Genomic DNA, 23,856 nt, shown 5'->3' with positions numbered 1-23,856 from the left:
GGTGGTTGAGCAGATGTCTGACGCGTCACCGCGTTGCTTGGATCCCTAGTTAGAGGGCGCGGGCGGCGTACCTGCCGTCCTCCTGGCGGAGGGAGAGGGCCAGGTCGAAGGTGTCGCTGAGGGTCTCGGCGGTGAGGGCCTGGTCGATCGGGCCGGCCGAGACGACCCGGCCCTGCTTGAGCAGCAGGGCGTGGGTGAAGCCGGGCGGGATCTCCTCGACGTGGTGGGTGACCAGGACCATCGAGGGCGCGCCGACCGCCGTCGCGATCGCGCTCAGCGAGCGCACCAGCTGCTCGCGTCCGGTCAGGTCGAGACCGGCCGCGGGCTCGTCCATCAGCATCAGCTCGGGGTCGGTCATCAGCGCGCGGGCGATCTGCACCCGCTTCCGCTCCCCCTCGGACAGCGTGCCGAACGTCCGGTCCGCGAGGTGCGCGATGCCCAGCTCGGCCAGCAGTTCCTTGGCGCGCTGGTGGTCCAGCTCGTCGTACTCCTCGCGCCAGCGGCCGAGCACGGCGTACGACGCCGACACCACGACGTCCGAGACCCGCTCGGCCCTCGGCAGCCGGTCGGCCAGCGCGGCACTGGTCAGTCCGATCCGCGGGCGCAGCTCGAACACGTCGATCGCACCGAGCACCTCGCCGAGCAGCCCGGCGACGCCGGTGGTCGGGTGCATCTGCGCGGCCAGGATCTGCAGCAGCGTCGTCTTGCCGGCGCCGTTGGGGCCGATCACGACCCAGCGGTCGGCCTCGTCGATGGTCCAGTCGACCCCGTCCAGCAGGAGTGCGCCACCACGCACGATCGACACCCCGGCAAGCTCCACCACTGCAGTCATGCTCAAAACCTAAGGGGTGGCCGTCGGCACGCTGTCCCCGGGTGGTGCGAGAATCGCGGGCGTGCTGACGACCTCCGCCTCCGTCCGGTTCACGGTGTGGACGAACGCGATGCTGACCGGCGCCTGCGACCCGGACACGGCCGCGGCGAAGATCCTCGGTACCGACGTCGGTCACCACGTCTCCGGGCTGGCCGGGCACCCCGAGCCGGCCACCCTGCCGGTCGCCCTCAACCTGCTCCGCGCCGCGGGTACGACGCAGGCGCACCTCGCGCTGCCCGTCCCGGGTGACCCGATCGGCCTGGCCGGACCACCCGCGTTCAACGAGGCGGCGCTGGAGACCGGCGAGGCGGTCGTACTCACGGGGCCCGAGCTCGGGCTCGTTCCGTCGTACGTCGGGCCGGCCGTGCAGTGGAGCGTGCTGCCGGCGGCACCGCCGCTGCCGGCCGACTTCGGCGAGGCGGATCGCGGCCTGCGGATGGCACTGATCGAGGCGGCGGAATCGCTGGCCGCGCTCGATGTCGCGCGCTGGAAGCCGGAGGTCGCGGAGGCGCTGATCGACATCCGGAAGATCGGTTCCGCACGCGGCGACGACCTTGCTCCGGGCTACGAACCCCGCGCGGTGAAGACGGCCGCGACGGCCCGGCGCTGCCTGGCGATCGCCGACGCGGCGCTCGAGGACGACGGCGCAGCGGTGACCGGTGCCGAGGCGGATGCCCGGCGGCGCGCGTTGCTCGGGCTCGCGGCCGCCGCGCGGCGGGCACTCGTCGCGGCCTGCGCACCGCCGGTTCATGCCTGAGATATGGACCGGATGCCGGACTGTCATCTCAGATATGTAGCGTTGTGCTGACATGACGGATCTCGGTGAGGTTGAGACGTCGGCCGAGCGGCCGACACTGCTGGTGACGTTGACCGGTACGGACCGGCCCGGGCTGACCTCCGCGATCCTCGCCACGGTCGCCACCCGCGGGCTCGAGGTGATCGACGCCGAGCAGGTCGTGCTCCGCGGCCGGCTCATCCTTGGCGTACTCCTGTCCGCGCCGCGCGACCACAAGAATCTCAAGGAAGAGCTCAAGGCGCTCGCGAACGTCCTCGACATCGACATCTCGGTGAAGAAGGGTGTCGGCGACAACGAACCCCGCCGCAAGGGCCGCAGCCAGGTGACCGTGATCGGGCACCCGCTGACCGCGGCCGGGCTGGCCGCGATCGCCGGCCGGATCGCCGACACCGGCGCGAACATCGACCGGATCAGCCGGATGGCCCGCTACCCGGTCACCGCGATGGAGATCGCGGTCTCCGGCGCCGAGCCGATGACGCTGCGCAAGGTCCTCGCCCAGGAAGGCGTCGAGCAGCACCTGGACGTCGCGGTCCAGGACGGCGGGCTGTACCGGCGGGCCAAGCGGCTGATCGTGATGGACGTCGACTCGACGCTGATCCAGGGCGAGGTGATCGAGATGCTGGCCGAGCACGCCGGCCGGCGCGCGGAGGTCGCGGCCGTCACCGAGCAGGCGATGCGCGGCGAGCTCGACTTCGAGGAGTCGCTCCGGCACCGGGTCGCCGCGCTGGAAGGCCTGCCGGTCTCGGCGCTCGACGAGGTGTACGCCGCGATCGAGCTCGCGCCCGGTGCGCGGACGATGGTCCGCACCCTGAAGCGGCTCGGGTACCAGTTCGCGATCGTCAGCGGCGGGTTCAGCCAGATCACCGACCAGCTCGCGGCCGAGCTCGGCATCGACTACGCCCAGGCCAACGAGCTCGAGATCGCCGACGGCAAGCTCACCGGCCGGGTGGTCGGCGAGATCGTCGACCGGGCCGGCAAGGCGGCCGCGTTGCGCGAGTTCGCTCGCCGGTCCGGGACGCCGCTGTCCCAGACGGTCGCGATCGGTGACGGCGCCAACGATCTCGACATGCTGGCCGCGGCCGGTCTCGGGGTCGCGTTCAACGCCAAGCCGGTGGTGCGCGACGCCGCGGACACCCACCTCAGCGTGCCGTACCTGGACACGATCCTGTATCTGCTCGGCATCACCCGCGAGGAAGTCGAGACGGCCGACGCCGACAACCCGGCCTGATCCGCCGGCGCTGCAGCAAGTGGCAACCTCCCCCGTCCACCGGGTGGAATGCGGCACTATCTGGTCATGGAGTTCCGGACCAGACCCGCGACGACGGGTGACGCGGACGCGATCTACCGGATGATCGCCGCCGCGGAGCTGGAGTGGCACGGGCACGCCGAGGTCGTCCCGGACGGGGTCGCCGCGGACCTCCGTCGGCCGCTGATCAAGCTCGACCGGGACACGCTGGTCGTCGAGACACCGGACGGCGAGCTGGCCGGCTGGGCCTGGCTGCACGACGGGCGGCGCGCGCAGATCGACGTACGGCCGTCGTACCGGGGACAAGGGATCGGGGCGCGGCTGCTCGACTGGGCCGAGGAACGGGCCCGGGAGTACGGCAGCCCCTGGATCGCGCAGACGGTCGACGACGCCGACGTTGCCGGGACGGCGTTGCTGCGGGGCCGCGGGTACGAGGTGCTGGCAACGAACTGGTTGTTGGAGCGACCAATCAGCAACGCACCTTTCGCCGTTCCTGAAGGGATCCGGCTGACCGGGTACGACGAGGCTCGGTCGGCCGAGGTGCATCGCCTGATCGAGGACGCGTTCGGCGAATTCCAGCAGCGGCACAAGTCCTTCGAGGAGTGGGCCGAGCTCACGATCTCCCGGTCGACGTTCCTGCCGTCCGCGTCGACCCTGGCTTACGACGGGGACGAACTGATCGGCGCGATCATCGCACTCGACGGCGACGAGGGCTACGTCGAGCAACTCGCCGTCCGCTCCGACCACCGCCGCCGCGGCGTGGCCCGCGCCATGCTCGACCAGACCTGCGCCAACTTCGCCGAGCTGGCCAAAACCACCTGCATCCTCTGGACGCACTCCGGCACCGGCGCCCTGGCCATGTACGAACACCTGGGCATGCGCGTCCGCCGCAGTACCACGGTGTACCGGCGAGAGCTGTGACGAGCCGTTGACAGAGCGCCATGAGAGCGCTCACATTGGCCTCATCAGACCCTGGAGGCCGACATGCGTATCCGCCCCTTCGCGCTCGCCCTACTAGCTCCTGTACTGGCCGTCACCTCGTTGACGATCGCGGCCCAGGCCAGTGCCCCGACCCCACCCGCGGGGTGGTCGACGGTGTGGAGCGACGACTTCGACGGACCCGGCGGCAGCCTGCCGTCCGGGTCGAACTGGATCGTCGACACCGGTCACGGTTACCCGGGTGGCCCGGGCAACTGGGGCACCGGCGAGATCCAGAACTACACGAACAGCCCCAGCAACCTGTCCCTCGACGGTGCCGGGAATCTTCGGATCACCCCGCGGCGTGACGGTGCCGGCAACTGGACGTCGGCGCGGATCGAGTCGCAGCGCGCCGACTTCAAGCCGGCCGCCGGTGGTGTGCTCGCGATCGAGAGCCGGATCCAGATGCCGAACGTCACCGGCAACGCCGCGCTCGGCTACTGGCCCGCGTTCTGGGCGCTCGGAGCGCCGTACCGCGGAAACTACTGGAACTGGCCGGGCATCGGCGAGTTCGACATCATGGAGAACGTCAACGGGATCAACTCGGTCTGGGGCGTGCTGCACTGCGGCGTGAACCCTGGTGGCCCGTGCAACGAGACCACCGGCCTCGGCGCGAACCGCGCCTGCCCGGGCTCGACCTGCCAGTCCGCGTTCCACACCTACCGCTTCGAGTGGGACACGTCGGTGTCGCCGAACCAGCTCCGGTGGTACGTCGACGGGCAGCAGTGGCACTCGCTCAGCCAGAGCCAGTTCCCGGCCGACACCTGGTCGAACATGACCTCTCATGCCGGGTACTTCGTCCTGCTCAACGTCGCCATCGGCGGCGCGTTCCCGGACGCACTCAACGGCCCGACACCGCGAGCCGAGACCGTCCCGGACCAGCCGATGGTCGTGGACTACGTCGCCGTCACGTCCAAGGGTGGCGGGACGACCCCGCCCCCGACCACTCCCCCGCCAGGAGGCGGCGGCAGCGCCTACAGCACGCTGCAGGCCGAGGCCTTCCAACAGCAGTCCGGTATGGGCACTGAGACCACGACGGACACCGGCGGCGGCCAGAACCTGATGCAGATCGGCAACGGCGACGGGGCCTTGTACCGCGGCATCGACTTCGGCGGCTCACCGGCAACGCAGTTCGTGGCCCGGGTCGCCTCCGGCGCGGCAGGCGGCGTCAGCGGACTGGTCGAAGTACGCCTGGACAGCCGGAGCAATGCCCCGATCGGCAGCTTCGCCATCGCCAACACCGGCGGCTGGCAGTCCTGGCGAACCGTCCCGGCCAACATGTCCGCGGTCACCGGCGTCCATGACGTCTACGTCACGTTCACCAGCGGCCAACCTGCAGACTTCGTCAACCTCAACTGGTTCACGTTCGGTCACTGAGGGGGACAGCACCTATTCTTCGGCTATGTCAGAACTACAGGGTGGGCCTGGTGCTCTGTTTGCCATTGGTGGCGCCGAGGACAAGCTGAAGAAGCGGATGGTGCTTCAGGAGTTCGTCGAGGCGGCCGGTGGGGCCAAGGCCCGGATCGTGGTGGTGCCGACCGCTTCGGCGCTCGGGCCGGACGTCGTGGACGTGTACCACGCCCTGTTCGCCGCTCTCGGGGCCGAGAGCGTGGTCGGCGTCCGCCCGGAGAACCGGGAGGACGCCGACGACCCGGCCTTCATCGCGCCGCTGAACGACGCGACCGGGATCTTCATGACCGGCGGCAACCAGCTCAAGCTCGCCGGCGTGGTGACCGGTACGGCGTTCGGCCGCGCGGTGACGGCCGCCCACGCCCGCGGTGCCGCCGTCGGGGGTACGTCGGCCGGCGCGAGCATTCTAGCCGAGCACATGATCGCCTTCGGCCGCTCCGGCGCCACCCCGCGGCAGCGGATGAGCCAGCTGTCCGGTGGTCTCGGTCTGGTCCAGGGCGCGATCGTCGACCAGCACTTCGCCCAGCGGAACCGGTACGGCCGGCTGCTGTCGCTGGTGGCCCAGTCCCCCGGCCTGCTCGGCATCGGCGTCGACGAGGACACCGCCGCGGTCGTCCGCGGGAGTCATCTGGAGGTGGTCGGCCGCGGTGCGGTGACGATCTTCGACGGCAGCCGGATCACCTCCAACGCCCACTACGCCAAGCGGTCGGAGCCGATCCTGGCGTCGGGCGTCGTACTGCACGTGCTGCCGGCCACCTCGACGTTCGACCTGCGGGACCGGGTCCTGCTGTCGTACGGTCCGCAGCCGTCGCCGTCGGAGATCGCCGAGCTCGCGGGCGCCGAGGCGGACCTGCGGAAGCTGGCCAAGGAGATCGCGGCCGAGGGGGTGTCACCGCGGTACTACGCGGAGCGGAAACGGCGCGCCGGCAAGCGGACGGCGCATAGATCTGCCGCCGCCGGGGAATCCAGACCGGAGGCGACCGAGCCGATCACGGCCGGCGCCGATCCCGATCATGTCCTCGACCGCAGCCAAGCAGAACAGTGACCCCTCCCCATGACGGAAACGCACGGCACCCCCGCCCCTGACCTCAAGATCATCGAGACCCGCGTGTACCGCGGTCCGAACATCTGGAGCTACGACCCGGCCATCCACCTGGTCGTCGACCTGGGCTCGCTGGAGAATTTCCCCTCCAACACCATCCCCGGCTTCGCCGAGCGGCTGCTCGAGGCCCTGCCCCGGCTCGACCAGCACCACTGCTCGCGGGGTCGCAAGGGTGGCTTCATCGAGCGGCTGCACGAAGGCACCTGGCTCGGCCACATCGCGGAGCACGTCGCGCTGCAGCTGCAGCAGGAGGCGGGCCACGACATGCGCCGGGGCAAGACCCGCGCGGTCAAGGGGTCGACCGGCCACTACCACATCACCTACGCGTACGCCGACGAGGCGGTCGGGCTCGCGGCGGGTGAGCTCGCCGTACGGTTCGTCAACCAGCTGGTCCAGCCGGACCCGGGGTTCGACTTCACCACCGAGCTGGAGAAGTTCATCAAGCAGGCCGAGCGGACCGCGTTCGGTCCGTCGACGCAGGCGATCGTGGACGAGGCGGTGTCGCGCGACATTCCCTGGATCCGGTTGAACAAGGCCAGCCTGGTCCAGCTCGGCCAGGGCGTGCACGCGAAGCGGATCCGGGCCACGATGACGTCCGAGACCGGCTCGATCGCCGTGGACGTTGCCAGCGACAAGGACCTGACCACCCGGCTGCTCGCGTCGGCCGGTCTCCCGGTGCCGCGCTCGGAGTCCGTGCGGACGGTCGAGGAAGCCGTTCTGGTGGCGAACAAAATCGGGTACCCGGTCGTGTGCAAGCCGCTCGACGGCAACCACGGCCGCGGTGTGTGCCTGAACCTGCAGAACGCGGACGCCGTTCGCGAGGCATTCCCGGTCGCGGCCGAGCAGTCCCGGCGCGGCTCCGTGATCGTGGAGAACTTCGTCACCGGCAAGGACTACCGGTGCCTGATCATCAACGGCCGGATGGAGGCGATCGCCGAACGCGTGCCCGCGCACGTGGTCGGCGACGGCGTCCACACGGTCGCCGAGCTCGTTGACATCACCAACGCCGACCCGCGCCGCGGCGTCGGGCACGAGAAGATCCTGACCCGGATCACGGTCAACAACGCGGCCCGGCAGCTGGTCCGCGACCAGGGCTACGAGCTGGACGACGTACCGCCCGAGGACGTGATGGTGAAGCTCACGCTCACCGGCAACATGTCCACCGGTGGGATCTCGATCGACCGGACCTGGGAGGCGCACCCCGAGAACGTCGAGATCGCCGAGGAGGCGGCCCGGATGATCGGGCTCGACATCGCCGGCATCGACTTCATCTGCCCGGACATCACCCAGCCGGTGCGCGAGACCGGCGGCGCGATCTGCGAGGTGAACGCGGCGCCCGGCTTCCGGATGCACACCAACCCGACGATCGGCGATCCGCAGTACATCGCGAAGCCGGTGGTGGACATGCTGTTCCCGCCCGGCGCGACCAGCCGGATCCCGATCGTCGCGGTCACCGGGACGAACGGGAAGACGACCACCTCGCGGATGATCAGCCATGTCTTCAAGGGCATGGGCCGCAAGGTCGGCATGACGTCGACCGACGGCATCGTGATCGACGAGCGGCTGGTGATCCGGCAGGACGCGTCCGGGCCGAAGTCGGCGCGGATGGTGCTGCAGAATCCGCGGGTCGACTTCGCGGTGTTCGAGGTGGCGCGCGGCGGGATCCTGCGCGAGGGCCTCGGGTACGAGCGCAACGACGTCGCCGTCGTCCTGAATGTGCAGCCGGACCACCTCGGCCTGCGCGGGATCGAGACGCTCGAGCAGCTCGCCGACGTGAAGGCGGTGCTGGTCGAGGCGGTGCCACGGACGGGGTACGCCGTCCTGAACGCCGACGACCCGCTGGTCCGCAAGATGCGCCGGAAGTGCTCCGGCCAGGTGGTGTGGTTCAGCATGGCCGAACCGGGCAGTGAGGTCCGCGACTACATCGAGGGACACTGCCGCCGGGGCGGGCGGGCCGTCGTCCTCGAGCGGTCCGACCTGGGCGACATGATCGTGGTCAAGCACGGCCGGCGGTCGATGCAGCTGGCCTGGACTCACTTGCTGCCGGCAACGTTCGGCGGCCGGGCGATGATGAACGTGCAGAACGCGATGGCGGCCGCGGCGGCGGCGTTCGCCGCGGGGGCTCCGCTGCACGACATCCGGCAGGGGCTGCGGACGTTCAGTACGTCGTACTACCTGTCGCCGGGGCGGTTGAACGAGATCGACGTCGACGGGCGGACCGTGATCGTCGACTACTGCCACAACGCGCCGGCGATGCGGATGCTGGGTGACTTCGTCGACCGGCTCGGCGAGAGCCTGAGCGCGTCGTCGGAGCTCGGCCGGCCCTCGCGGATCGGTGTGGTCGCGACCGCGGGCGACCGGCGCGACGACGACATCCGCGAGCTCGGTGAGGTCGCGGCGCAGCACTTCGACGTGGTCGTCGTCCGGGAGGACGCCCGGCTGCGCGGGCGGAAGCGTGGGGAGTCGGCGGACCTCGTCGCGGCGGGGGTGCGCGCGGCGATGGAGAGCGGGTCCCGGTGCCGGCAGGTCGACATCGTGCTGGACGAGCTGGACGCGACCCGGCACGCGCTGAACCGGTCGAACCGTGGCGATCTCGTCGTTCTGTGCGTGGATCAGCATCAGACCGTGCTGGCGGAGCTGGAGTCGGTGTCGCACCTCGCGCAGGCCGGCGCCCGGTCGGGTGACGAGGGCGGCGACCCGGACTTCGTCCCGGAAACCACCGACAGCGAAGGGGAACTTGCCTAGAGCAAGCTTCGTTTGACGCTGCGTGAAGACGAAGCTCCTGACAGCCGCTGCGTTGGTCGTCCTGCCGTTTCTGCTGTCCGCGTGTGGTTCGGCTCCGAAGGCGACGGCCGACGAGGCCGCGGCGACCACGCCAGGCGTTCTGGTCGAGGACGCCTGGGTGCGTGCGACAACCGGCGCCAAGGACACCACGATGACGGCCGCCTTCATGTCGCTGACCAACCCGGGCGACACCGACGTGAAGTTGACCTCGGCAACTTCCCCGGTCGCCGGCGTGGTGCAGCTGCACGAGATGGCGATGCAGGACGGCAAGATGCTGATGCGCGAGAAGCCCGGCGGCATCACGGTCCCCGCCGCCTCCCACGCACACCTCTCCCCCGGCGGCGACCACACCATGCTGATGGCGCTCGAGCAGACCCTGCGGCCAGGCGACGAGGTGCCGCTGACGCTGAAGTTCTCCGACGGCAGCACCCACGACCTCAAGGTCCCGGTCAAGGCCTTCACCGAAGAACAAGAGCACTACCACACCAAGTGACCAGCAGAAGGCAGTTCTTCGGGTACGCCGGTGCCGCTGCCGCCGGTGCCGCCGTCACCGGCGGCGCAGTAGTTGCGCTCGACAACGATCAGGCATCGGCCCTGGTGCCGCGGACGATCTCGCCGTACGGGGTGCACCAGGTAGGCATCGCCGCGCCTACTCCGGCGCATGCCGAACTGGTCGCCTTCAGGCTGGCCACCGACAAGGCCGGCCTCGGACGGTTGATGCGGTTGTGGACCGGTGACATCGTCGCCCTGTCGGCCGGACGCGGAGCTCCAGGTGACCCGGCCCCTGAGCTGGCCGCGGCGAACAAGGGCCTGACGGTGACGGTCGGGTTCGGGGCGCGCGTGTTCGCGTTGGCCGGGCACCCGGCGCGTGGGTTGGAGGCTCTGCCGGTGATGCGGCATGACCGTCTGGAGGCGGCATGGTCGGGCGGAGATCTGCTGGCAATGGTCGGCGCCGATGACCCGCTGAGCGTCGTACACGCCGTCCGGCAGCTGATCGCCGACGCGAAGCCGTTCGCGACCCCGGTGTGGCGCCAGCTGGGCTTCTGGGACGGATCCGCCGGGACCGGGCGAACCTGTTCGGTCAGGTCGACGGGACCGGCAACCCGACCGGTCCGGACTTCGACGACACGGTGTGGACGGAAGACGGCGGTACGACGCTCGTGGTCCGGCGGATCCGGATGAACCTCGACACCTGGGACCAACTCACCCGCTCCGAGCAGGAACGCGCCGTCGGCCGCAAGCTCTCCACCGGCGCACCTCTGACCGGCACCGCCGAGCACGACGAGCTCGACCTCGAGGCGCGGGACGCCGGCGGCCGGCTGGTGATCGCGCAGAACGCGCACGCCCGGCTCTCCCACCACTCCGAGAACGACGGTCGCCGGATCTTCCGCAAGGGACTCAACTACGTCCACGACACCGGCGCGACCCGCGAGTCCGGCCTGCTCTTCCTCAGCCACCAGGCCGACATCTCCGGACAGTTCCTGCCGTTGCTGGCCCGGCTCGATGCCGCGGACGCCCTGAACGAGTGGACCACCACGATCGGTTCGGCGGTCTTCGCCGTCCCACCCGGCTTCCAGCCCGGCACCTGGCTCGGGCAGACGCTCCTCGGCTGACCTGTCACCCTGCGACGCTGGCCACGGCGTTCTAGGGGTGACAGAAGGGATGCCTATGAGAGTCGACGACGACTTCGACGCGTTCGTGCGGGCTCGGTGGACGGCCACCGCCCGGCTGGCGTACGCGCTCACGCTGGACCACCAGCAGGCCGAGGACCTGGCTCAGGAAGCGTTCACCAAGCTGTGGTTCCACTGGCGCAAGGTGGTCGCGGGAAGCCCCGAGGCGTACCTCCGCAAGATCGTGACCACGAAGTACCTCTCGGGTCGGCGCCGCCGCTGGATCGGCGAGCGACCGACCGGGACGCCGCCCGAGCGCGCGGTCGACGCGTCGACCGCGCAGGTCGACGAACGGGTCGCGCTCCGCGCCGCGATGAGCCGCCTGAGTCCGCGGCAACGCGCCGCGGTCTATCTCCGGTACGCCGAGGACCTGTCCGAACAGACCGTCGCCGAACTGCTCGGCTGCTCGGTCGGCACCGTCAAGCAACACACCCGCCGCGGCCTCGGCACCCTCCGCACCGACCTCACCTTCACCACGGCCGACGAACTGGCCGACCTCGCCACCAGGGGGATCGCATGACCGACGACCTGACCGACAAGCTCACCGTACTGACCGATGACCGTCCCGAGCCGGTCGACCCGGCCGCTCCGATCCGCCTCCGGATCGCCCGCCGCCGGCGCCGCCGCGGCGCCACGGTCGTGGTCGCCAGCGCGGCCGCCGTGACGGCGGTCGCCCTCGGCACCGGCCCGGTCGTGGGCTCGCTGCACGCTTCGCCAGGGCCCAGCGTGGCCGGCTTTCCGACCGCACCGAGCCAGCTGCCGAGCAAGAAGCCGACGCCGGCGACACCGAGCTCGGCCCCGAGCTCGAGCCACACCCCCAGCCAGGTCCCGGTCAAACCGGGCAGCAACCTCGGCGACAGCAAGACGAAGCTCCCCGCGCCGTGGTCGGCCGAGAGGTTCACCAAGATGCCGGACGCGAACGCCTACCGGCCGCACGCGTACTACCTCGCGAAGTACACGATCCCGACCGAGTCCGTCGGCGTTCTGGCGTTCTCCCGCGACGCGTGCATCGTCACCGACGAGGGTCCGGCGAACAGCTTCGGCCGGCCGTACAGCTGCTTCACACTGAAACCCGGGCAGCGCAGCGCGTTCGCAACCGCCACCGCCTCCACCCGGGAGAAGAGCGGTGTGAAGATGAACTACACGCTCGTGTTCGGTGTGGTGCCGCTCGATGCCCGGAAGGTGCGCGTGACGGCAGCCGGCCGGACGTACCTCACCGACGCCATCGGCACCCCGGCGACCGACAAGCTGCGTTTCTTCTCGGTCCTGGTACCTGCCATGGACGCCAACGTCACCGCCGTCACGCCGCTCAATGCGGCGGGCAGGCTCGCGGCGGCGCCGACTAGATAACCGGGTCCCGGCGCGGGAGGATCCGGCGGCGCGGTTCGTCGCGGTCGATCCAGTCGAGATCGTCGCCGAGTACGGCGTCGTTCGAGCGGTCGGCGTACGGGTCGGCCGGAGGCGGTGGTGGCGGGAGGGCCCGCAGCTTGAGCGCGGTCATCGGGATCGCGAGCAGTACCGCCACCACCAGCCACGGCCAGTACTCGCGCAGCAGCGGCTCGAAGGACTGGAAGAACGCCGCCGTGGACGCGTCGCCGACGGCGTCCATCGGCGTCCCGTCCGAGCGGCCGGCCTCCTGCACCGCCTTCACGATCCCGAAGCACACCAGGTAGAAGCCGGTGAGCGGAACCCAGAACCACGCCGACCGCCATCCGCGCTTCCAGCAGGCGACGTAGAGCACCACGGCCAGGCCGGCTGCGACCAGAAGACCGTTGAGCTGCCACAGCCAGCGCCAGTCGCTCAGCTGCTCGGCCGGCCGCAGCGCGTACCACGCGACTGGCAGCGCGAGCGCGAACGCCGCGATCACCGAGCTTCTGGTGCCCAGGGCACCGACCAACCCGCCGACGGCGCTTGCCACCAGCAACGCAACCACGAGACCCCGGTCGTGCCAGGTGTTGCCGCTCAGCCACCACATGCCCCCGGCAACGACCAGCACGAGCGGTACGGCGACCCGGACGCGCCCGATCAACAGTCCCGCGAGTACGCCGCCGGAGATGCCGCCGAGGATGAGCAGGTCGACCCGCGCCGGCACGAACGCCGTCGCGCCGGCGGGCAGGCCCTTCAAGTACGTCGCGGAGAAGCCGCCTACGAACCAGGCGACCACCGCGGCCGGGATCGACCACAAGTAGCGCATCCAAACCCCGTTCCACCCCAACCGGTGGGCGGAGGGGCTTAGTGCTGAGCTCTCTCGACCTTGGCCTTCAAGATCTCCGGTGTGTCGACAGTAGCTCCCTCGGACCGCAACCAGCCGTCAAGACTCGCCCGATCCTGCAGAGACATCACCGCGACGACATCTCCGGGCTTCGCCTCCCCCACCAGCGCCTGCGCCGCCTCGAGCTCGGTCGGGAACGCGGGTACGTCGTCCACGCCCACCGATGCGGCACCCTCGCGGAACACCGCCTCCAGCTCGGCCGGTGGCCGTCCGCGCAGGTAGTCGCTCTTGTGGCCGATCATCACCCGGTCTGCCGCCCGCGCGCCGATCGCACCGAGCGCGGCGACCATGTCGTCGGCCCGGTCGCCCGGCGAACCAAGCGCCAGCAGCAGCCGCCCGCCCCGCGGCCGGACGCCGTTCATGATCTCGATCAGCGCCTCCAGCCCGGCCTCGTTGTGCGCGAGGTCGATCACGACCGTGAAGTCACGCAGCGAGTACATGTTCATCCGGCCGGGGTTGTTCTCGTTCGGCGCGAACGTGCTCAGGCCCTCGATCACGGCCGCACGCGGGAGGCCGAGCCCGAGCGCCGCCGAGGCCGCGGCCAGCGCGTTCTCGACGTTGTAGTGCGACAGCCCGGACAGCGTCATCGGTACGTCGACGACCTTCAGCAGCGGCTCCGGATCGGTCGCCTGGTCGAGCACGGTGATGAACCCGTCCAGCACGGTTGTCGCCCGGCCGCCCTCGTCGAGCACGGTCCGGATCGACGGCGAGTCGGGATCGCGTGAGAACACCCAGCTCTTGGCCGGCGAACCTAGCCGCATCGCGAACGTCCGCGGGTCGTCGCCGTTCACCACGCACCAGCCGCGCGGGCGGGTGATCTGCGTGATGACCGCCTTCACCTCGGCCAGCTGGTCGACGGTGTCGATGCCGCCCAGGCCGAGGTGGTCGGCGCTGACGTTGGTGACCACGGAGACGTCGTTGTAGGCGATGCCGACGCCCCGGCGCAGGATCCCGCCGCGGGCGGTCTCGACCACCGCGAGCTGGATCCCCGGCTGGGCCAGCACCTGCGCCGCACCGCTCGGGCCGGAGTAGTCGCCGTACTTGATCAGCTCGCCGTCGAAGTACACGCCGTCGGTGCTGGACCAGCCGACGTGCAGCCCGGCCGCGCGGCCGATGTGCGCGATCATCCGCGAGGTCGTGGTCTTGCCGTTCGTCCCGGTGACCGCGACCACGGGCACCTTCGGCCGCAGGGTCGGCGGCGGGTTGCCCGGCGGTTCGTTCCGGACCCGGTCGCCGACGGTCGCGATCAGCTCGGTCAGGTCCTCGTCACCGAAGGCGTCCAGGACCTCGACGATCGCCGTACCCAGAGCGCGGGCGCGACCTTCGTGGGCCCAGGGGAAGGCCACGACCAGTCGCCGTACGTCGGACTCCGGACGGACGCGGACACCGATCCGGCCGATCCCCGCCTCGCGCGCGATCCGCCGTACGACGTGACCCGCGACCCGGATCGCGAACCGCTGCCGGAACCCGGACCCGATCCGGCCCGGACGGGTCGCACCCAGCCCGATCGCCTGCGCATAAGCCTTCGCAGCCGGCGCCGGCGCGTCGACCAACGCCGACACGTCCAGCGTGAGCTTCACCGCCGCCCGGGAGAAGTACAGATTGGCGCCGTCGAGCACCCGGAGCTCGACCATCGAAGTGGCCATCACGCTCCCATCGCGTGGTAGCCGCCGTCCACGTGGATGATCTCGCCCGTTGTCGCGGGGAAGAAGTCGCTGAGCAGGCCGACGATGGTGCGGCCGGTCGGCTCGAGGTCGGACGGGTCCCAGCCGAGCGGGGCGCGGTCCAGCCACGGCTCCTCGAACTTCTCGAAGCCCGGGATCGCCTTCGCCGCCAGGGTCTTCAGCGGGCCGGCCGACACCAGGTTGCACCGGATGCCCTGGGCACCGAGATCCCGCGCGAGGTACCGGTTCGTGGACTCGAGCGCGGCCTTCGCGACCCCCATCCAGTCGTACCCGGGCCAGGCAACGGTCGCGTCGAAGGTCAGCCCGACGACGCTGCCACCCCGGCTCATCAGCGGCGCGCAGGTGGTCGCGAGCGACTTCAGCGAGTACGCCGAGACGTGCACCGCCTGGGCGACGTCCTCCCACGGGCCGTCCAGGAACTTGCCACCGAGGATCGTCTCCGGATTGCCGTACGCGATCGAGTGCACGACGCCGTCGAGCCCGTCGACGTGCTCGCGGACGGCGTCCGGCAGCGCGGCGAGGTGCTCGGCGTTCGTGACGTCGAGCTCCAGCACCGGCGGCTCCTGCGGCAGCCGTTTGGCGATCCGCCTGGTGATGCTCAGGGCGCGACCGAAGTTCGAGATCAGGACGGTGGCGCCTTGTTCCTGCGCCACCTTGGCCGTGGCGAAACCGATCGACGAGTCGAGGGTGACTCCGGCGACGAGGATCCGCTTGCCGTCGAGGATGCCCACCGGCATTCCCTTTCAGTAGACGTTCAGAAGAAGAGTTAGTTGCCCATGCCGATGCCGCCGTCGACCGGGATCACCGCGCCGGTGATGTAGCCGGCCTCCTCGGACGCCAGCCAGCGGACCGCGTTGGCGATCTCCGCGGTCGAGCCGAACCGGCCGAGCGGGATCTGGCCGAGGTACTGCTTCTGGGTCTCCTCCGGCAGCACGGCCGTCATGTCCGTGTCGATGAAGCCGGGAGCGACCACGTTCGCGGTGATACCGCGGCTGCCGAGCTCACGGGCGATCGACCGGGCCATGCCGATCAGGCCCGACTTGCTGGCGGCGTAGTTGACCTGGCCGGGCGAGCCCATCACGCCGACGACCGAGGAGATGAAGACGATCCGGCCCTTGCGCAGCCGCAGCATGCCCTTCGCGGCCCGCCGGGCGACCCGGAACGAGCCGGTCAGGTTGGTCTCGATGACCGCGTCCCAGTCGTCGTCGGACATCCGCAGCAGCAGCGTGTCGCGGGTGATGCCGGCGTTGGCCACCAGCACCTCGACCGGTCCCTGCTGCTCCTGGATGGTCTCGAACGCCGCGTCGACCTGCCCCTGGTCGGTGATGTCGCACTTCACGCCGAGGAAGCCCTCCGGCGGCTCACCACTGCGGTACGTCACCGCGACCTGGTCACCGGCGTCCCGCAGCGCGCTCGCGATCGCCAGTCCGATCCCCCGGTTACCCCCGGTCACCAGCACAGATCTGCCCACAAACCCTCCTCGGACCAGCACCCAGTCAGTCGCCCGAACGCTATCGCGCCCACCCCCCACCCCCGTTCGAGGGGTTATCCCCGCCTCTTGAGGGTTCTCCGGTGGTGTACCAGGGGTGAACCCCCAAGCGGAGGGGTTATCCCCTCGTGCGGGTCAGGAGTCTTCGAGGCGGAAGCCGACTTTCATGCCGACCTGGTAGTGGTCGATCTGGTTGTCGACGATGTGGCCGCGGATCTCGGTCACCTCGAACCAGTCGAGGTGCCGCAGGGTCTCACCGGCCCGGGCGACGCCGTTGGTGATCGCCTGGTTGATGCCCTCTTTCGACGTGCCGACGATCTCGGTGACCCGGTAGGTCCGATCGGTCATGAGACGCACCTCTCCATCCTGGTTGCGGCCGGGCTGCGCGCGGGCGGGCAGCGCGGCGTACCGTTGGTTGTGTTGAGGAGGATAGATGTCGAGGCGTCGTGAACGGACCGGCGAGACCGTCATCTCGGTGACGAGTGCACAACCGGGCCGGTCCGAGGATCTGGACAGCCGGATCGTTCGGTACGCGTGGATGATGTCGATCCGCATCGTCTGCTTCGTGCTGGCCGTGCTGACCCCGTCGCCGTGGCGGTGGTTGTTCGTGGTCGGCGCGATCGCGCTGCCGTACTTCGCGGTCGTGCTGGCGAACGCGCACCGGTCGTCGACGCAGCCCGTCGCGGCGGCGTACGTCGCCCCCGACCGGACCGCGATCGGGCCCGCGCCGACGGTCGTCGTACCCGCCGATCAAGACCCTGTTGAGCACCCTCGGACCGACACCGAAAAGTGATCTGTGCCGGGACTGGAAAACTTGGACTGATCCGTGTCAGAATCTCCCGCGTGCTCTGAAGTTCACCACTGGAATTCAGAGACTTGATGCGGCGTCGGACGGCTCCCCCCGTGGCTGTCCGACGTCGCTTCATTTTCCCCACTGTTTTGATTATTGAGTCATCAGGAATGCAGAGGAATGCCTCCCGAAGAAGCGACCCCGGCCGTCTGCTCTGCCCGGGGCTGCGGCAACGCCGCCACCTGGGCGCTGTTGTGGAACAACCCGAAGATCCACACCCCCGACCGGCGGAAGAGCTGGCTGGCGTGTGACGAGCACAAGGAGAGCTTGTCCGACTTCCTCGCCCGGAGGTCATTCCTGCGCGAGGTCGAGCCTTTCTCCTAGCTTTTGGCTAACCCGATGTTGATCCGGAAAAGTACATTTCCGGATCGCGGTCCGGCGGAACTCAGCCGCCGATCGCGGACATCGGCCGTGACGGTTGCAGGAAGCTCGGGTCGTTGATGCCGTGGCCCGGTAGTTTGTTCCGCATCGCGCGCCGCCAGCGGTCCGCCAGTTCGGCATCGTCGGCACCGTCCCGGAGCGCCGTCCGGAGGTCCGACTCGGTGCGTGCGAACAGGCAGTCGCGGACCTGACCGTCGGCAGTCAGCCGGACCCGGTCGCAGTCGCCGCAGAACGGCCTGGTGACCGACGCGATGATGCCGACCGTCTGCGGGCCGCCGTGGACGAGGAACGACTCGGCCGGCGCACTCCCGCGCGTCGAGGCATCGGCCGGCGTCAGGCCGAACCGGTCCACGAGCCGCTCCAGGATCTCGTCGGCTGTGACCATGGTGGCCCGGTCCCAGCCGTGCTGGGCGTCCAGCGGCATCTGCTCGATGAACCGCAGCTCGTAGTCGTGGTCGAGGCAGAACTGCAGCAACTCCGGCGCCTGGTCGTCGTTCACACCGCGCATCAGGACCGCGTTGACCTTCACCGGCGTCAGGCCGGCGGCCTGGGCCGCTTCGAGCCCGGCCAGGACGTCCTTCAGCCGGTCGCGCCGGGTGAGCTGCTGGAAGGTGTCCGCCCGGATCGTGTCGAGGCTCACATTCACCCGGTCCAGACCGGCTTCCTTGAGCGCCGTCGCCTGCCGGGCCAGACCGATGCCGTTCGTGGTCAAGGAGACCTCGGGCCGCGGCGTGAGAGCCGTCGTACCGGCAACGATGCCCACGATGCCGCGGCGGAGCAGCGGCTCACCGCCGGTGAAGCGGATTTCGTTGACTCCGAGGTGCGTCACCGCCACCGTGACCAGGCGGATGATCTCGTCGTCGGTCAGCAGCTCGGGCTTGGCCAGCCAGTCCAGGCCCTCCTCGGGCATGCAGTACGTGCAGCGCAGGTTGCAACGGTCCGTGAGCGACACGCGCAGGTCGGTAGCGACCCGGCCGTACCGGTCCGCCAGCCCCTGCTGAGTCACCTCGTGGATCGCTGTCATCGCTCCAGCCTACGTGCCGCCCGCAGTGGTTTTCAGGCGATGGCTTAAGTTCGAGACGTGGGTCGGTTGATGAATGTCCGCTGGTTGACAGCCGCGCTGGGGGTCCTGGTGCTGGCCGCGGTGTGCGTCCTGCTCGGGCGGTGGCAGCTGCACCGCCTCGACGAGCGCAAGGCGCGGAACGAGGTGACCCGGTCCAACCTGGCCGCCGCGCCGGCGCCGATCGATCAGATCGTCGGCCCGCAGGGCCTGGTCGGCGACCAGCACGCGTGGCGGACGGCGGTCGTCACCGGCCAGTACGACGCCTCGAAGCAGGTGATCCTGAAGTACCGCAACGTGGACGACCGGCCGGGGTTCGAGATCGTCACCCCGCTGCTGCTCCCGGACGGGAAGGCGGTCCTGGTCGACCGTGGCTTCCTTGACCGCCAGGGCGCCGAGCTGATGCCTGGTCACGTGCCCCCGGTACCCACCGGCGAGGTGACGGTCACCGGCCGGCTGCGGCGCAGCGAGAACGGCGGCCACACGAACGGCGGGACGCCGGACGACGGTACGGCGCGACTCATCAACGGACCGGACTTCGCGAAGGTCCTGGGACTGAACCTGTACGACGGGTACCTGACCGTCGACAAGCAGCAGCCGGCCAACGATCCGGCGTTCGACGGCCTCCCCGGCCCGGAGATCGACGACGGCCCCCACTTCTTCTACGCCCTGCAGTGGTTCTTCTTCGCCCTCCTGGCGATCGGCGGGCTGATCTACTTCACCAGACAGAACAACAAGACCGACGGGGAACAAGCAGTCGCCGACCGCCCGGAAGCACATGCCGGAACCCCGGACTGAGGACCAAGCGCACGACGCCTGCACAACAGATTGTTGCCCTGCGCAACGATGTCGCCTGGGTGAACGCGGCCTGGCTGCTGACCGCGGCCGAGTCCGGCGGTCTGCCTACTGAGAGTTTCTTGCCGAGGGCCCCGAACCGTCGAGGTGCGGGAGCTGGTGGGGTGAGGCAGGATGGTGGCGTGGACCTTGGACTGCGTGACCGCACCTACATCGTCACCGGCGCCAGCGCCGGGCTCGGCTTCGCGACCGCGAAGGCGCTGGCCGCCGAAGGCGCCCGGCTGGTGATCTCCAGCCGGAACGAGGAATCGATCGCCCGCGCGGCTGCCGAGCTCGGCGAGAACGTGGTCGGCATCCCGGTCGACAATGCCGATCCGGACAGCGCCGAGCGGCTGGCCGCGACCGCGATCGCCAAGTGGGGTGCTTTGCACGGTGCGCTGATCAGCGTCGGTGGTCCGCGGCCGGGGACGGCGCTCGACTCCGACGAGGACGACTGGCGGAACGCGTTCGACAGCGTCTTCCTCGGTGCGCTCCGGATCGCGCGGGCGGTGGCGCGGGCCGGCTCGGAGGGTACGTCGATCGCGTTCGTACTCTCGTCGTCGGTGAAGTCGCCGATCGGCGGGCTGGCGATCTCGAACGGTCTGCGCCCCGGGCTGGCGATGATCGCGAAAACCCTCGCCGACGAGCTCGGCCCGAACGGCACCCGCGTCAACGGTCTGATGCCCGGCCGAATCGCCACCGACCGCCTCAAGGAACTCGACGCCAAGGCCGGCGACCCCGAAGCCACCCGCCGGGCCTCCGAGAAAACCATCCCCCTTCGCCGCTACGGCAACCCCGACGAATTCGGCCGAGTAGCCGCCTTCGTCCTCTCCCCAGCAGCTTCGTACCTCACCGGCACCATCATCCCGGTAGACGGCGGCGCCCTCCGCACGATCTAGCCAGGCCCGGCGAGGGGAGGGAGCGGGCTCGGCGCCCCCGCCCCTCCCCGCGCGGAACAGCTCGTCGGCCAGGTCGGGATCGTTAGGCGAACTGGCCGGGGACGTAATCGCCTGCGGGCTGCTGGGTGATGATGTTGAGGCGGTTCCAGGTGTTGATGACGGCTGTGGCGGTGGTCAGGGCTGCGAGCTGTTCTTCGGTGTAGTGCTTGGTGGCGGTTTGCCAGATTTCGTCGGGGACTCCGCCGGCGGCGTCGGCCAGGCGGGTGCCTGCTTCGGCGAGGGCGAGGGCGGCGCGTTCCTCCTCGGTGAAGACGGTGGCCTCGCGCCAGGTTGCGACCAGGTTGATGCGGACCGCGGGCTCGCCGTGGTGGGCGAGTTCCTTCGAGTGCATGTCGACGCAGACCGCGCAGCCGTTGATCTGGCTGATGCGCAGCTCCATCAGCTCGATCGTGCTCTGCGGTACGCCGACCGTGGTCGCCACCCGGGCCGCCGCGTTGAGGTGCTTGATGAACTTGGTGAAGACGTCACTGGTGAACAGGTTCAAGCGTGGATTCATACCCACCCGACGAGACAGCCCGCGAGAATGTCAGTCCTTCTCGATCCGGTTGCCCTGCTCGTCCCAGTGCTCGGCGACCTTCTTGCTCGGCTGCACGCGCGGCGGCTCCCCCGGCATCTTCGGGTAGTCGGGCGGGAAGTTCAGCTCACCGCCCGGGAGCTTCTCCCACAGCTCCAGCAACGCGTCGAGCGGGTACGCCGTCTCGTCCATGTCCGCCCACGGATCACCGTCGGCGAGGTACTCCGGCACGGTGTGCAGGTTGAACGCCCGCGGATCGTCGACCTCGGCGAGCCGCTCCCACGTCATCGGCGTACTCACCGGCGCCCCCGGCCGCGGCCGCAACGACCAGGCCCCCGCGACCGTCCGGTCCCGCAGGTTCTGGTTGAAATCGAGGAAGATCGACGCGTCCCCACGCTCCTCCTTCCACCACGCCGTCGTCACCCCGTCGTCGCGACGCTCCAGCTCACGCCCCAGACCGATCGCGGCATGCCGTACGTCGTCGAAACCCCACTCCGGCCGAATCCGCACGTAGATGTGGATCCCCCGGTTCCCACTGGTCTTCGGGTACCCGCGCAACCCGAGCTCCTCGAGCAGCTCCCGCGCGACACCAGCCACCCGCCGGGCGTCGGCGAAGGTCGCCCCGGGCTGCGGGTCGAGGTCGAGCCGCAGCTCGTCGGGATGATCCAGATCGGTCTTGCGCACGGCCCACGGATGGAAGGTCAGCGTGCCCATCTGCGCCGCCCACACCGCGGCGGCGATCTCGGTCAGGCACAGCTCGTCGATCGGGCGATCGTTCGGCGTCAGCACGCGGCAGGTCTCGAGCCAGTCGGGCGCGCCCTTCGGCAGCCGCTTCGAGTAGAACCCGTCCCCGGTCTGCCGGCCGGACGTGTCCACCGACAGCTTCATCCCCTCGCGCCATCCTCCGGGCCAGCGCTCGAGGGCGACGGGCCGGTCGCCGGAGGCGTGCATGAACGCAGTACCGACCGCGACGAAGTACTCGCAGACCTGCAGCTTGGTGACCTCCGGAGCCCAGTCGGTCGCCTCGTAGACGACCCGCTCCGGACTGGAGACGCGGACCTCGCGGTCCCCCGCAGTGAGCATGACCGCTGAGCTCTTCGCCATGCCGCGACGCTATCGCCCCGGGCCGACCAAAATCGGCCCGGAGCCGGTGGAAAGGCAACTTTTCTCAACCTCTGGCCACGGTACGTGACTGAGCGGTAACGTTCCTGCACCTCGTTCCTGGGGCGTGAGGCCTCCGGGACACCTGACAAGGAGCGCGAGGATGAACAGATCCGCCCTGTTCGCCGCTGCCACCGCAGTAGCGACGACCACCGCCCTCGGACTGACCAGCGCCACCAGTGCCACGGGGGCACCCACCGCAGCACCCCTTCCCACCCCAGCGGCCGCCGTCGCCAAGGCCCGCGCGGCGATCAGCAGCAACCTGACCGCCCTCCGGGCGACCACCGCGGACGCCTTCACGGTGAAGGACGTCATCGTCGACGCCGACGGCGGCAGCCATGTCCGGATGGACCGGACCATCGGCGGCCTCCAGGTCCTCGGCGGCGACGTCGTCGTGCACGAGACCAAGGACGGCGGTTTCAAGGGCGCCAGCCTGACCCTGACCCGCAGCGCGAACGTCGACCGTACGCCGAAGGTCAGCGTCGCCACCGCCACCGCGAAGGCCCTCACCAAGGGTCTGAAGGCCGAGGGCAAGCCAACCCTGGTGATCGAGGCCCGCAAGGGCACACCGCGCCTGGCCTACCTGGTCACCACCGCCGGCACCCAGGCCGACGGTACGCCGAGCCGCATCACCACCACCGTCGACGCCGTGACCGGCGCCAAGCTGGTCAGCGAGCAGCACATCGAGACGGCAACCGGCGACGGCCAGAGCCTGTACTCCGGCCTCGTCCCGATCGACACCACACCGGCCACCGGTGGCTTCACGCTGACCGACCCGGTCCGCGGCAACGGCTTCACCGCCGACGCGAACAACAAGACCGACTCGATCATCTGCCAGCTGTTCGGCGTCGGCTGCCCGACCCCGACCAGGTTCACCGACGCGGACAACCACTGGGGCACCGGCAACAACTCGAACCGGGCCTCCGCGGCCGTCGACGCGCACTACGGCGCGGCCACCACGTTCGACTACTACAAGAACGTCCACGGCCGGAACGGCATCTTCAACGACGGCAAGGGCGTCCCGAGCCGCGTCCACTACGGCACCAACTACGTGAACGCCTTCTGGGACGGCAAGCAGATGACGTACGGCGACGGCGACAACGTGGCCGCAGGCCCGCTGGTGTCGATCGACGTGGCCGGCCACGAGATGTCCCACGGCGTCACCGAGCACACCGCGAACCTGACCTACTCCGGTGAGTCCGGCGGCCTGAACGAGGCCACCAGCGACATCCTCGGCACGATGGTCGAGTTCTACTCCAACAACACCTCCGACCCCGGTGACTACTACATCGGCGAGGAGATCATGAAGGACCGGCCCGCGCTGCGGTACATGGACAAGCCGAGCCGGGACGGCACGTCCCCGGACTGCTGGTACTCCGGGATCGGCAACCTCGACGTGCACTACTCCTCCGGCGTCGCCAACCACTTCGCCTACCTGCTCGCCGAGGGCACCGGCGCGAAGACGATCGGCGGCCTGCCGCACAACGGGTCGACCTGCAACGGCACGACCCTCACCGGGATCGGCCACGACAAGCTCGGCAAGATCTGGTACCGCGCGCTGACGACGTACATGACCAGCGGTACGACGTACGCCCAGGCCCGGACCGCGACGCTGAACGCGGCCACCGACCTGTACGGCGCGAGCAGCCCGGAGCGCGCGGCCGTCGCCGCCACCTGGTCCGCCGTCAGCGTCAACTAAGGGGTCAACCAAGAGTCAGCTGAAGCGTTTGATGGTTTTCGCCGGTCCTGTCCCACTGGGGCGGACAGGACCGGCGTTCAAACGTTTTGGCCATT

At 69.8% G+C, this 23,856-nt stretch carries 25 protein-coding genes; 16 read left to right on the top strand and 9 right to left on the bottom strand.

Features of this window, described 5'->3' with window-relative positions; translation table 11 throughout:
* Positions 1–49 precede the first annotated feature (49 nt).
* Positions 50–832 carry an ABC transporter ATP-binding protein gene (locus AB0E69_RS18890; protein ID WP_360146988.1) on the bottom strand — a complete coding sequence of 261 codons (783 nt, stop codon included), beginning with the start codon at positions 830–832 and terminating at the stop codon, positions 50–52.
* A gap of 61 nt (positions 833–893) precedes the next feature.
* Between AB0E69_RS18890 and AB0E69_RS18885 the strand changes: the two genes are divergently transcribed.
* The 11 genes from AB0E69_RS18885 (at position 894) to AB0E69_RS18835 (ending at position 12,207) form a co-directional block, all read left to right on the top strand.
* Entirely contained in the window at positions 894–1,628 is a 735-nt protein-coding gene (locus AB0E69_RS18885; protein ID WP_360146985.1) for a hypothetical protein, read from the top strand.
* 52 nt (positions 1,629–1,680) lie between these two features.
* The gene (gene serB, locus AB0E69_RS18880) at positions 1,681–2,895 is read left to right on the top strand and encodes a phosphoserine phosphatase SerB (protein WP_360146982.1); all 1,215 of its coding nucleotides are present in this window, start codon (positions 1,681–1,683) and stop codon (positions 2,893–2,895) included.
* 66 nt (positions 2,896–2,961) lie between these two features.
* Complete coding sequence (locus AB0E69_RS18875; RefSeq protein ID WP_360146979.1) at positions 2,962–3,834, top strand: GNAT family N-acetyltransferase; 873 nt, start codon at positions 2,962–2,964, stop codon at positions 3,832–3,834.
* A gap of 63 nt (positions 3,835–3,897) precedes the next feature.
* A complete protein-coding gene (locus AB0E69_RS18870; protein ID WP_360146976.1) occupies positions 3,898–5,268 on the top strand; it encodes a carbohydrate-binding protein in 1,371 nt (456 codons plus the stop codon).
* A gap of 25 nt (positions 5,269–5,293) precedes the next feature.
* Positions 5,294–6,346, top strand: coding sequence for a cyanophycinase (locus tag AB0E69_RS18865; protein WP_360146973.1), 1,053 nt, complete (start codon positions 5,294–5,296; stop codon positions 6,344–6,346).
* Positions 6,347–6,355: 9 nt separating this feature from the next.
* On the top strand, positions 6,356–9,148 hold the full coding sequence (gene cphA / locus AB0E69_RS18860; RefSeq protein ID WP_360146970.1) for a cyanophycin synthetase: 2,793 nt from the start codon (positions 6,356–6,358) through the stop codon (positions 9,146–9,148).
* 22 nt (positions 9,149–9,170) lie between these two features.
* A complete protein-coding gene (locus AB0E69_RS18855; RefSeq protein WP_360146967.1) occupies positions 9,171–9,680 on the top strand; it encodes a copper chaperone PCu(A)C in 510 nt (169 codons plus the stop codon).
* Positions 9,677–10,369, top strand: coding sequence for a Dyp-type peroxidase domain-containing protein (locus AB0E69_RS18850; protein ID WP_360146964.1), 693 nt, complete (start codon positions 9,677–9,679; stop codon positions 10,367–10,369). Before AB0E69_RS18855 ends, AB0E69_RS18850 begins: the two co-directional genes overlap by 4 nt.
* The gene (locus AB0E69_RS18845) at positions 10,261–10,800 is read left to right on the top strand and encodes a Dyp-type peroxidase (protein ID WP_360148507.1); all 540 of its coding nucleotides are present in this window, start codon (positions 10,261–10,263) and stop codon (positions 10,798–10,800) included. Before AB0E69_RS18850 ends, AB0E69_RS18845 begins: the two co-directional genes overlap by 109 nt.
* Positions 10,801–10,855: 55 nt before the next feature.
* Complete coding sequence (locus AB0E69_RS18840; protein ID WP_360146961.1) at positions 10,856–11,377, top strand: SigE family RNA polymerase sigma factor; 522 nt, start codon at positions 10,856–10,858, stop codon at positions 11,375–11,377.
* On the top strand, positions 11,374–12,207 hold the full coding sequence (locus AB0E69_RS18835; protein ID WP_360146958.1) for a hypothetical protein: 834 nt from the start codon (positions 11,374–11,376) through the stop codon (positions 12,205–12,207). Before AB0E69_RS18840 ends, AB0E69_RS18835 begins: the two co-directional genes overlap by 4 nt.
* On the opposite strand, the gene AB0E69_RS18830 is transcribed toward AB0E69_RS18835, so the two are convergent.
* From AB0E69_RS18830 to AB0E69_RS18810, 5 genes are all read right to left on the bottom strand, one after another.
* Complete coding sequence (locus AB0E69_RS18830) at positions 12,200–13,051, bottom strand: hypothetical protein (protein ID WP_360146955.1); 852 nt, start codon at positions 13,049–13,051, stop codon at positions 12,200–12,202. The two genes, AB0E69_RS18835 and AB0E69_RS18830, sit on opposite strands and share 8 nt — an antisense overlap.
* Positions 13,052–13,089: 38 nt before the next feature.
* The gene (locus AB0E69_RS18825) at positions 13,090–14,775 is read right to left on the bottom strand and encodes a Mur ligase family protein (RefSeq protein ID WP_360146953.1); all 1,686 of its coding nucleotides are present in this window, start codon (positions 14,773–14,775) and stop codon (positions 13,090–13,092) included.
* The gene (fabI, locus tag AB0E69_RS18820) at positions 14,775–15,551 is read right to left on the bottom strand and encodes an enoyl-ACP reductase FabI (protein ID WP_360146950.1); all 777 of its coding nucleotides are present in this window, start codon (positions 15,549–15,551) and stop codon (positions 14,775–14,777) included. Before fabI ends, AB0E69_RS18825 begins: the two co-directional genes overlap by 1 nt.
* 29 nt (positions 15,552–15,580) lie before the next feature.
* Positions 15,581–16,285 carry a 3-oxoacyl-[acyl-carrier-protein] reductase gene (gene fabG / locus AB0E69_RS18815; protein ID WP_360146947.1) on the bottom strand — a complete coding sequence of 235 codons (705 nt, stop codon included), beginning with the start codon at positions 16,283–16,285 and terminating at the stop codon, positions 15,581–15,583.
* Positions 16,286–16,438: 153 nt separating this feature from the next.
* Positions 16,439–16,651, bottom strand: coding sequence for a dodecin (locus AB0E69_RS18810; RefSeq protein ID WP_360146944.1), 213 nt, complete (start codon positions 16,649–16,651; stop codon positions 16,439–16,441).
* Between the two features lie 85 nt (positions 16,652–16,736).
* On the opposite strand from AB0E69_RS18810, the gene AB0E69_RS18805 reads away from it, so the two are divergent.
* Positions 16,737–17,096 carry a DUF3099 domain-containing protein gene (locus tag AB0E69_RS18805; RefSeq protein WP_360146941.1) on the top strand — a complete coding sequence of 120 codons (360 nt, stop codon included), beginning with the start codon at positions 16,737–16,739 and terminating at the stop codon, positions 17,094–17,096.
* Between the two features lie 177 nt (positions 17,097–17,273).
* Positions 17,274–17,477, top strand: a complete 204-nt coding sequence (locus AB0E69_RS18800) for a hypothetical protein (RefSeq protein ID WP_360146938.1) — start codon at positions 17,274–17,276, stop codon at positions 17,475–17,477.
* Between the two features lie 61 nt (positions 17,478–17,538).
* Here AB0E69_RS18800 and moaA read toward each other — a convergent pair whose 3' ends face one another.
* Positions 17,539–18,558 carry a GTP 3',8-cyclase MoaA gene (gene moaA, locus AB0E69_RS18795; RefSeq protein ID WP_360146935.1) on the bottom strand — a complete coding sequence of 340 codons (1,020 nt, stop codon included), beginning with the start codon at positions 18,556–18,558 and terminating at the stop codon, positions 17,539–17,541.
* 57 nt (positions 18,559–18,615) lie between these two features.
* Between moaA and AB0E69_RS18790 the strand changes: the two genes are divergently transcribed.
* Both AB0E69_RS18790 and AB0E69_RS18785 read left to right on the top strand, forming a co-directional pair.
* On the top strand, positions 18,616–19,392 hold the full coding sequence (locus AB0E69_RS18790) for an SURF1 family protein (protein ID WP_360146932.1): 777 nt from the start codon (positions 18,616–18,618) through the stop codon (positions 19,390–19,392).
* Between the two features lie 179 nt (positions 19,393–19,571).
* Positions 19,572–20,327: an SDR family oxidoreductase gene (locus tag AB0E69_RS18785; protein ID WP_360146929.1), complete on the top strand. Its 756-nt coding sequence runs from the start codon at positions 19,572–19,574 to the stop codon at positions 20,325–20,327.
* Between the two features lie 82 nt (positions 20,328–20,409).
* Here AB0E69_RS18785 and AB0E69_RS18780 read toward each other — a convergent pair whose 3' ends face one another.
* Positions 20,410–20,883: a carboxymuconolactone decarboxylase family protein gene (locus AB0E69_RS18780; RefSeq protein WP_360146926.1), complete on the bottom strand. Its 474-nt coding sequence runs from the start codon at positions 20,881–20,883 to the stop codon at positions 20,410–20,412.
* A gap of 30 nt (positions 20,884–20,913) precedes the next feature.
* Positions 20,914–22,005 (bottom strand): DNA primase small subunit domain-containing protein, encoded by a 1,092-nt coding sequence (locus tag AB0E69_RS18775; RefSeq protein ID WP_360146923.1) that lies wholly within the window; start codon positions 22,003–22,005, stop codon positions 20,914–20,916.
* A gap of 160 nt (positions 22,006–22,165) precedes the next feature.
* On the opposite strand from AB0E69_RS18775, the gene AB0E69_RS18770 reads away from it, so the two are divergent.
* Positions 22,166–23,761, top strand: coding sequence for a M4 family metallopeptidase (locus AB0E69_RS18770; RefSeq protein WP_360146921.1), 1,596 nt, complete (start codon positions 22,166–22,168; stop codon positions 23,759–23,761).
* Positions 23,762–23,856: the final 95 nt, after the last annotated feature.

Source organism: Kribbella sp. NPDC026611 (assembly GCF_040638345.1).
Taxonomy (GTDB): Bacteria; Actinomycetota; Actinomycetes; order Propionibacteriales; family Kribbellaceae; genus Kribbella.
This window is presented reverse-complemented; position numbering and strand designations above follow the sequence as displayed.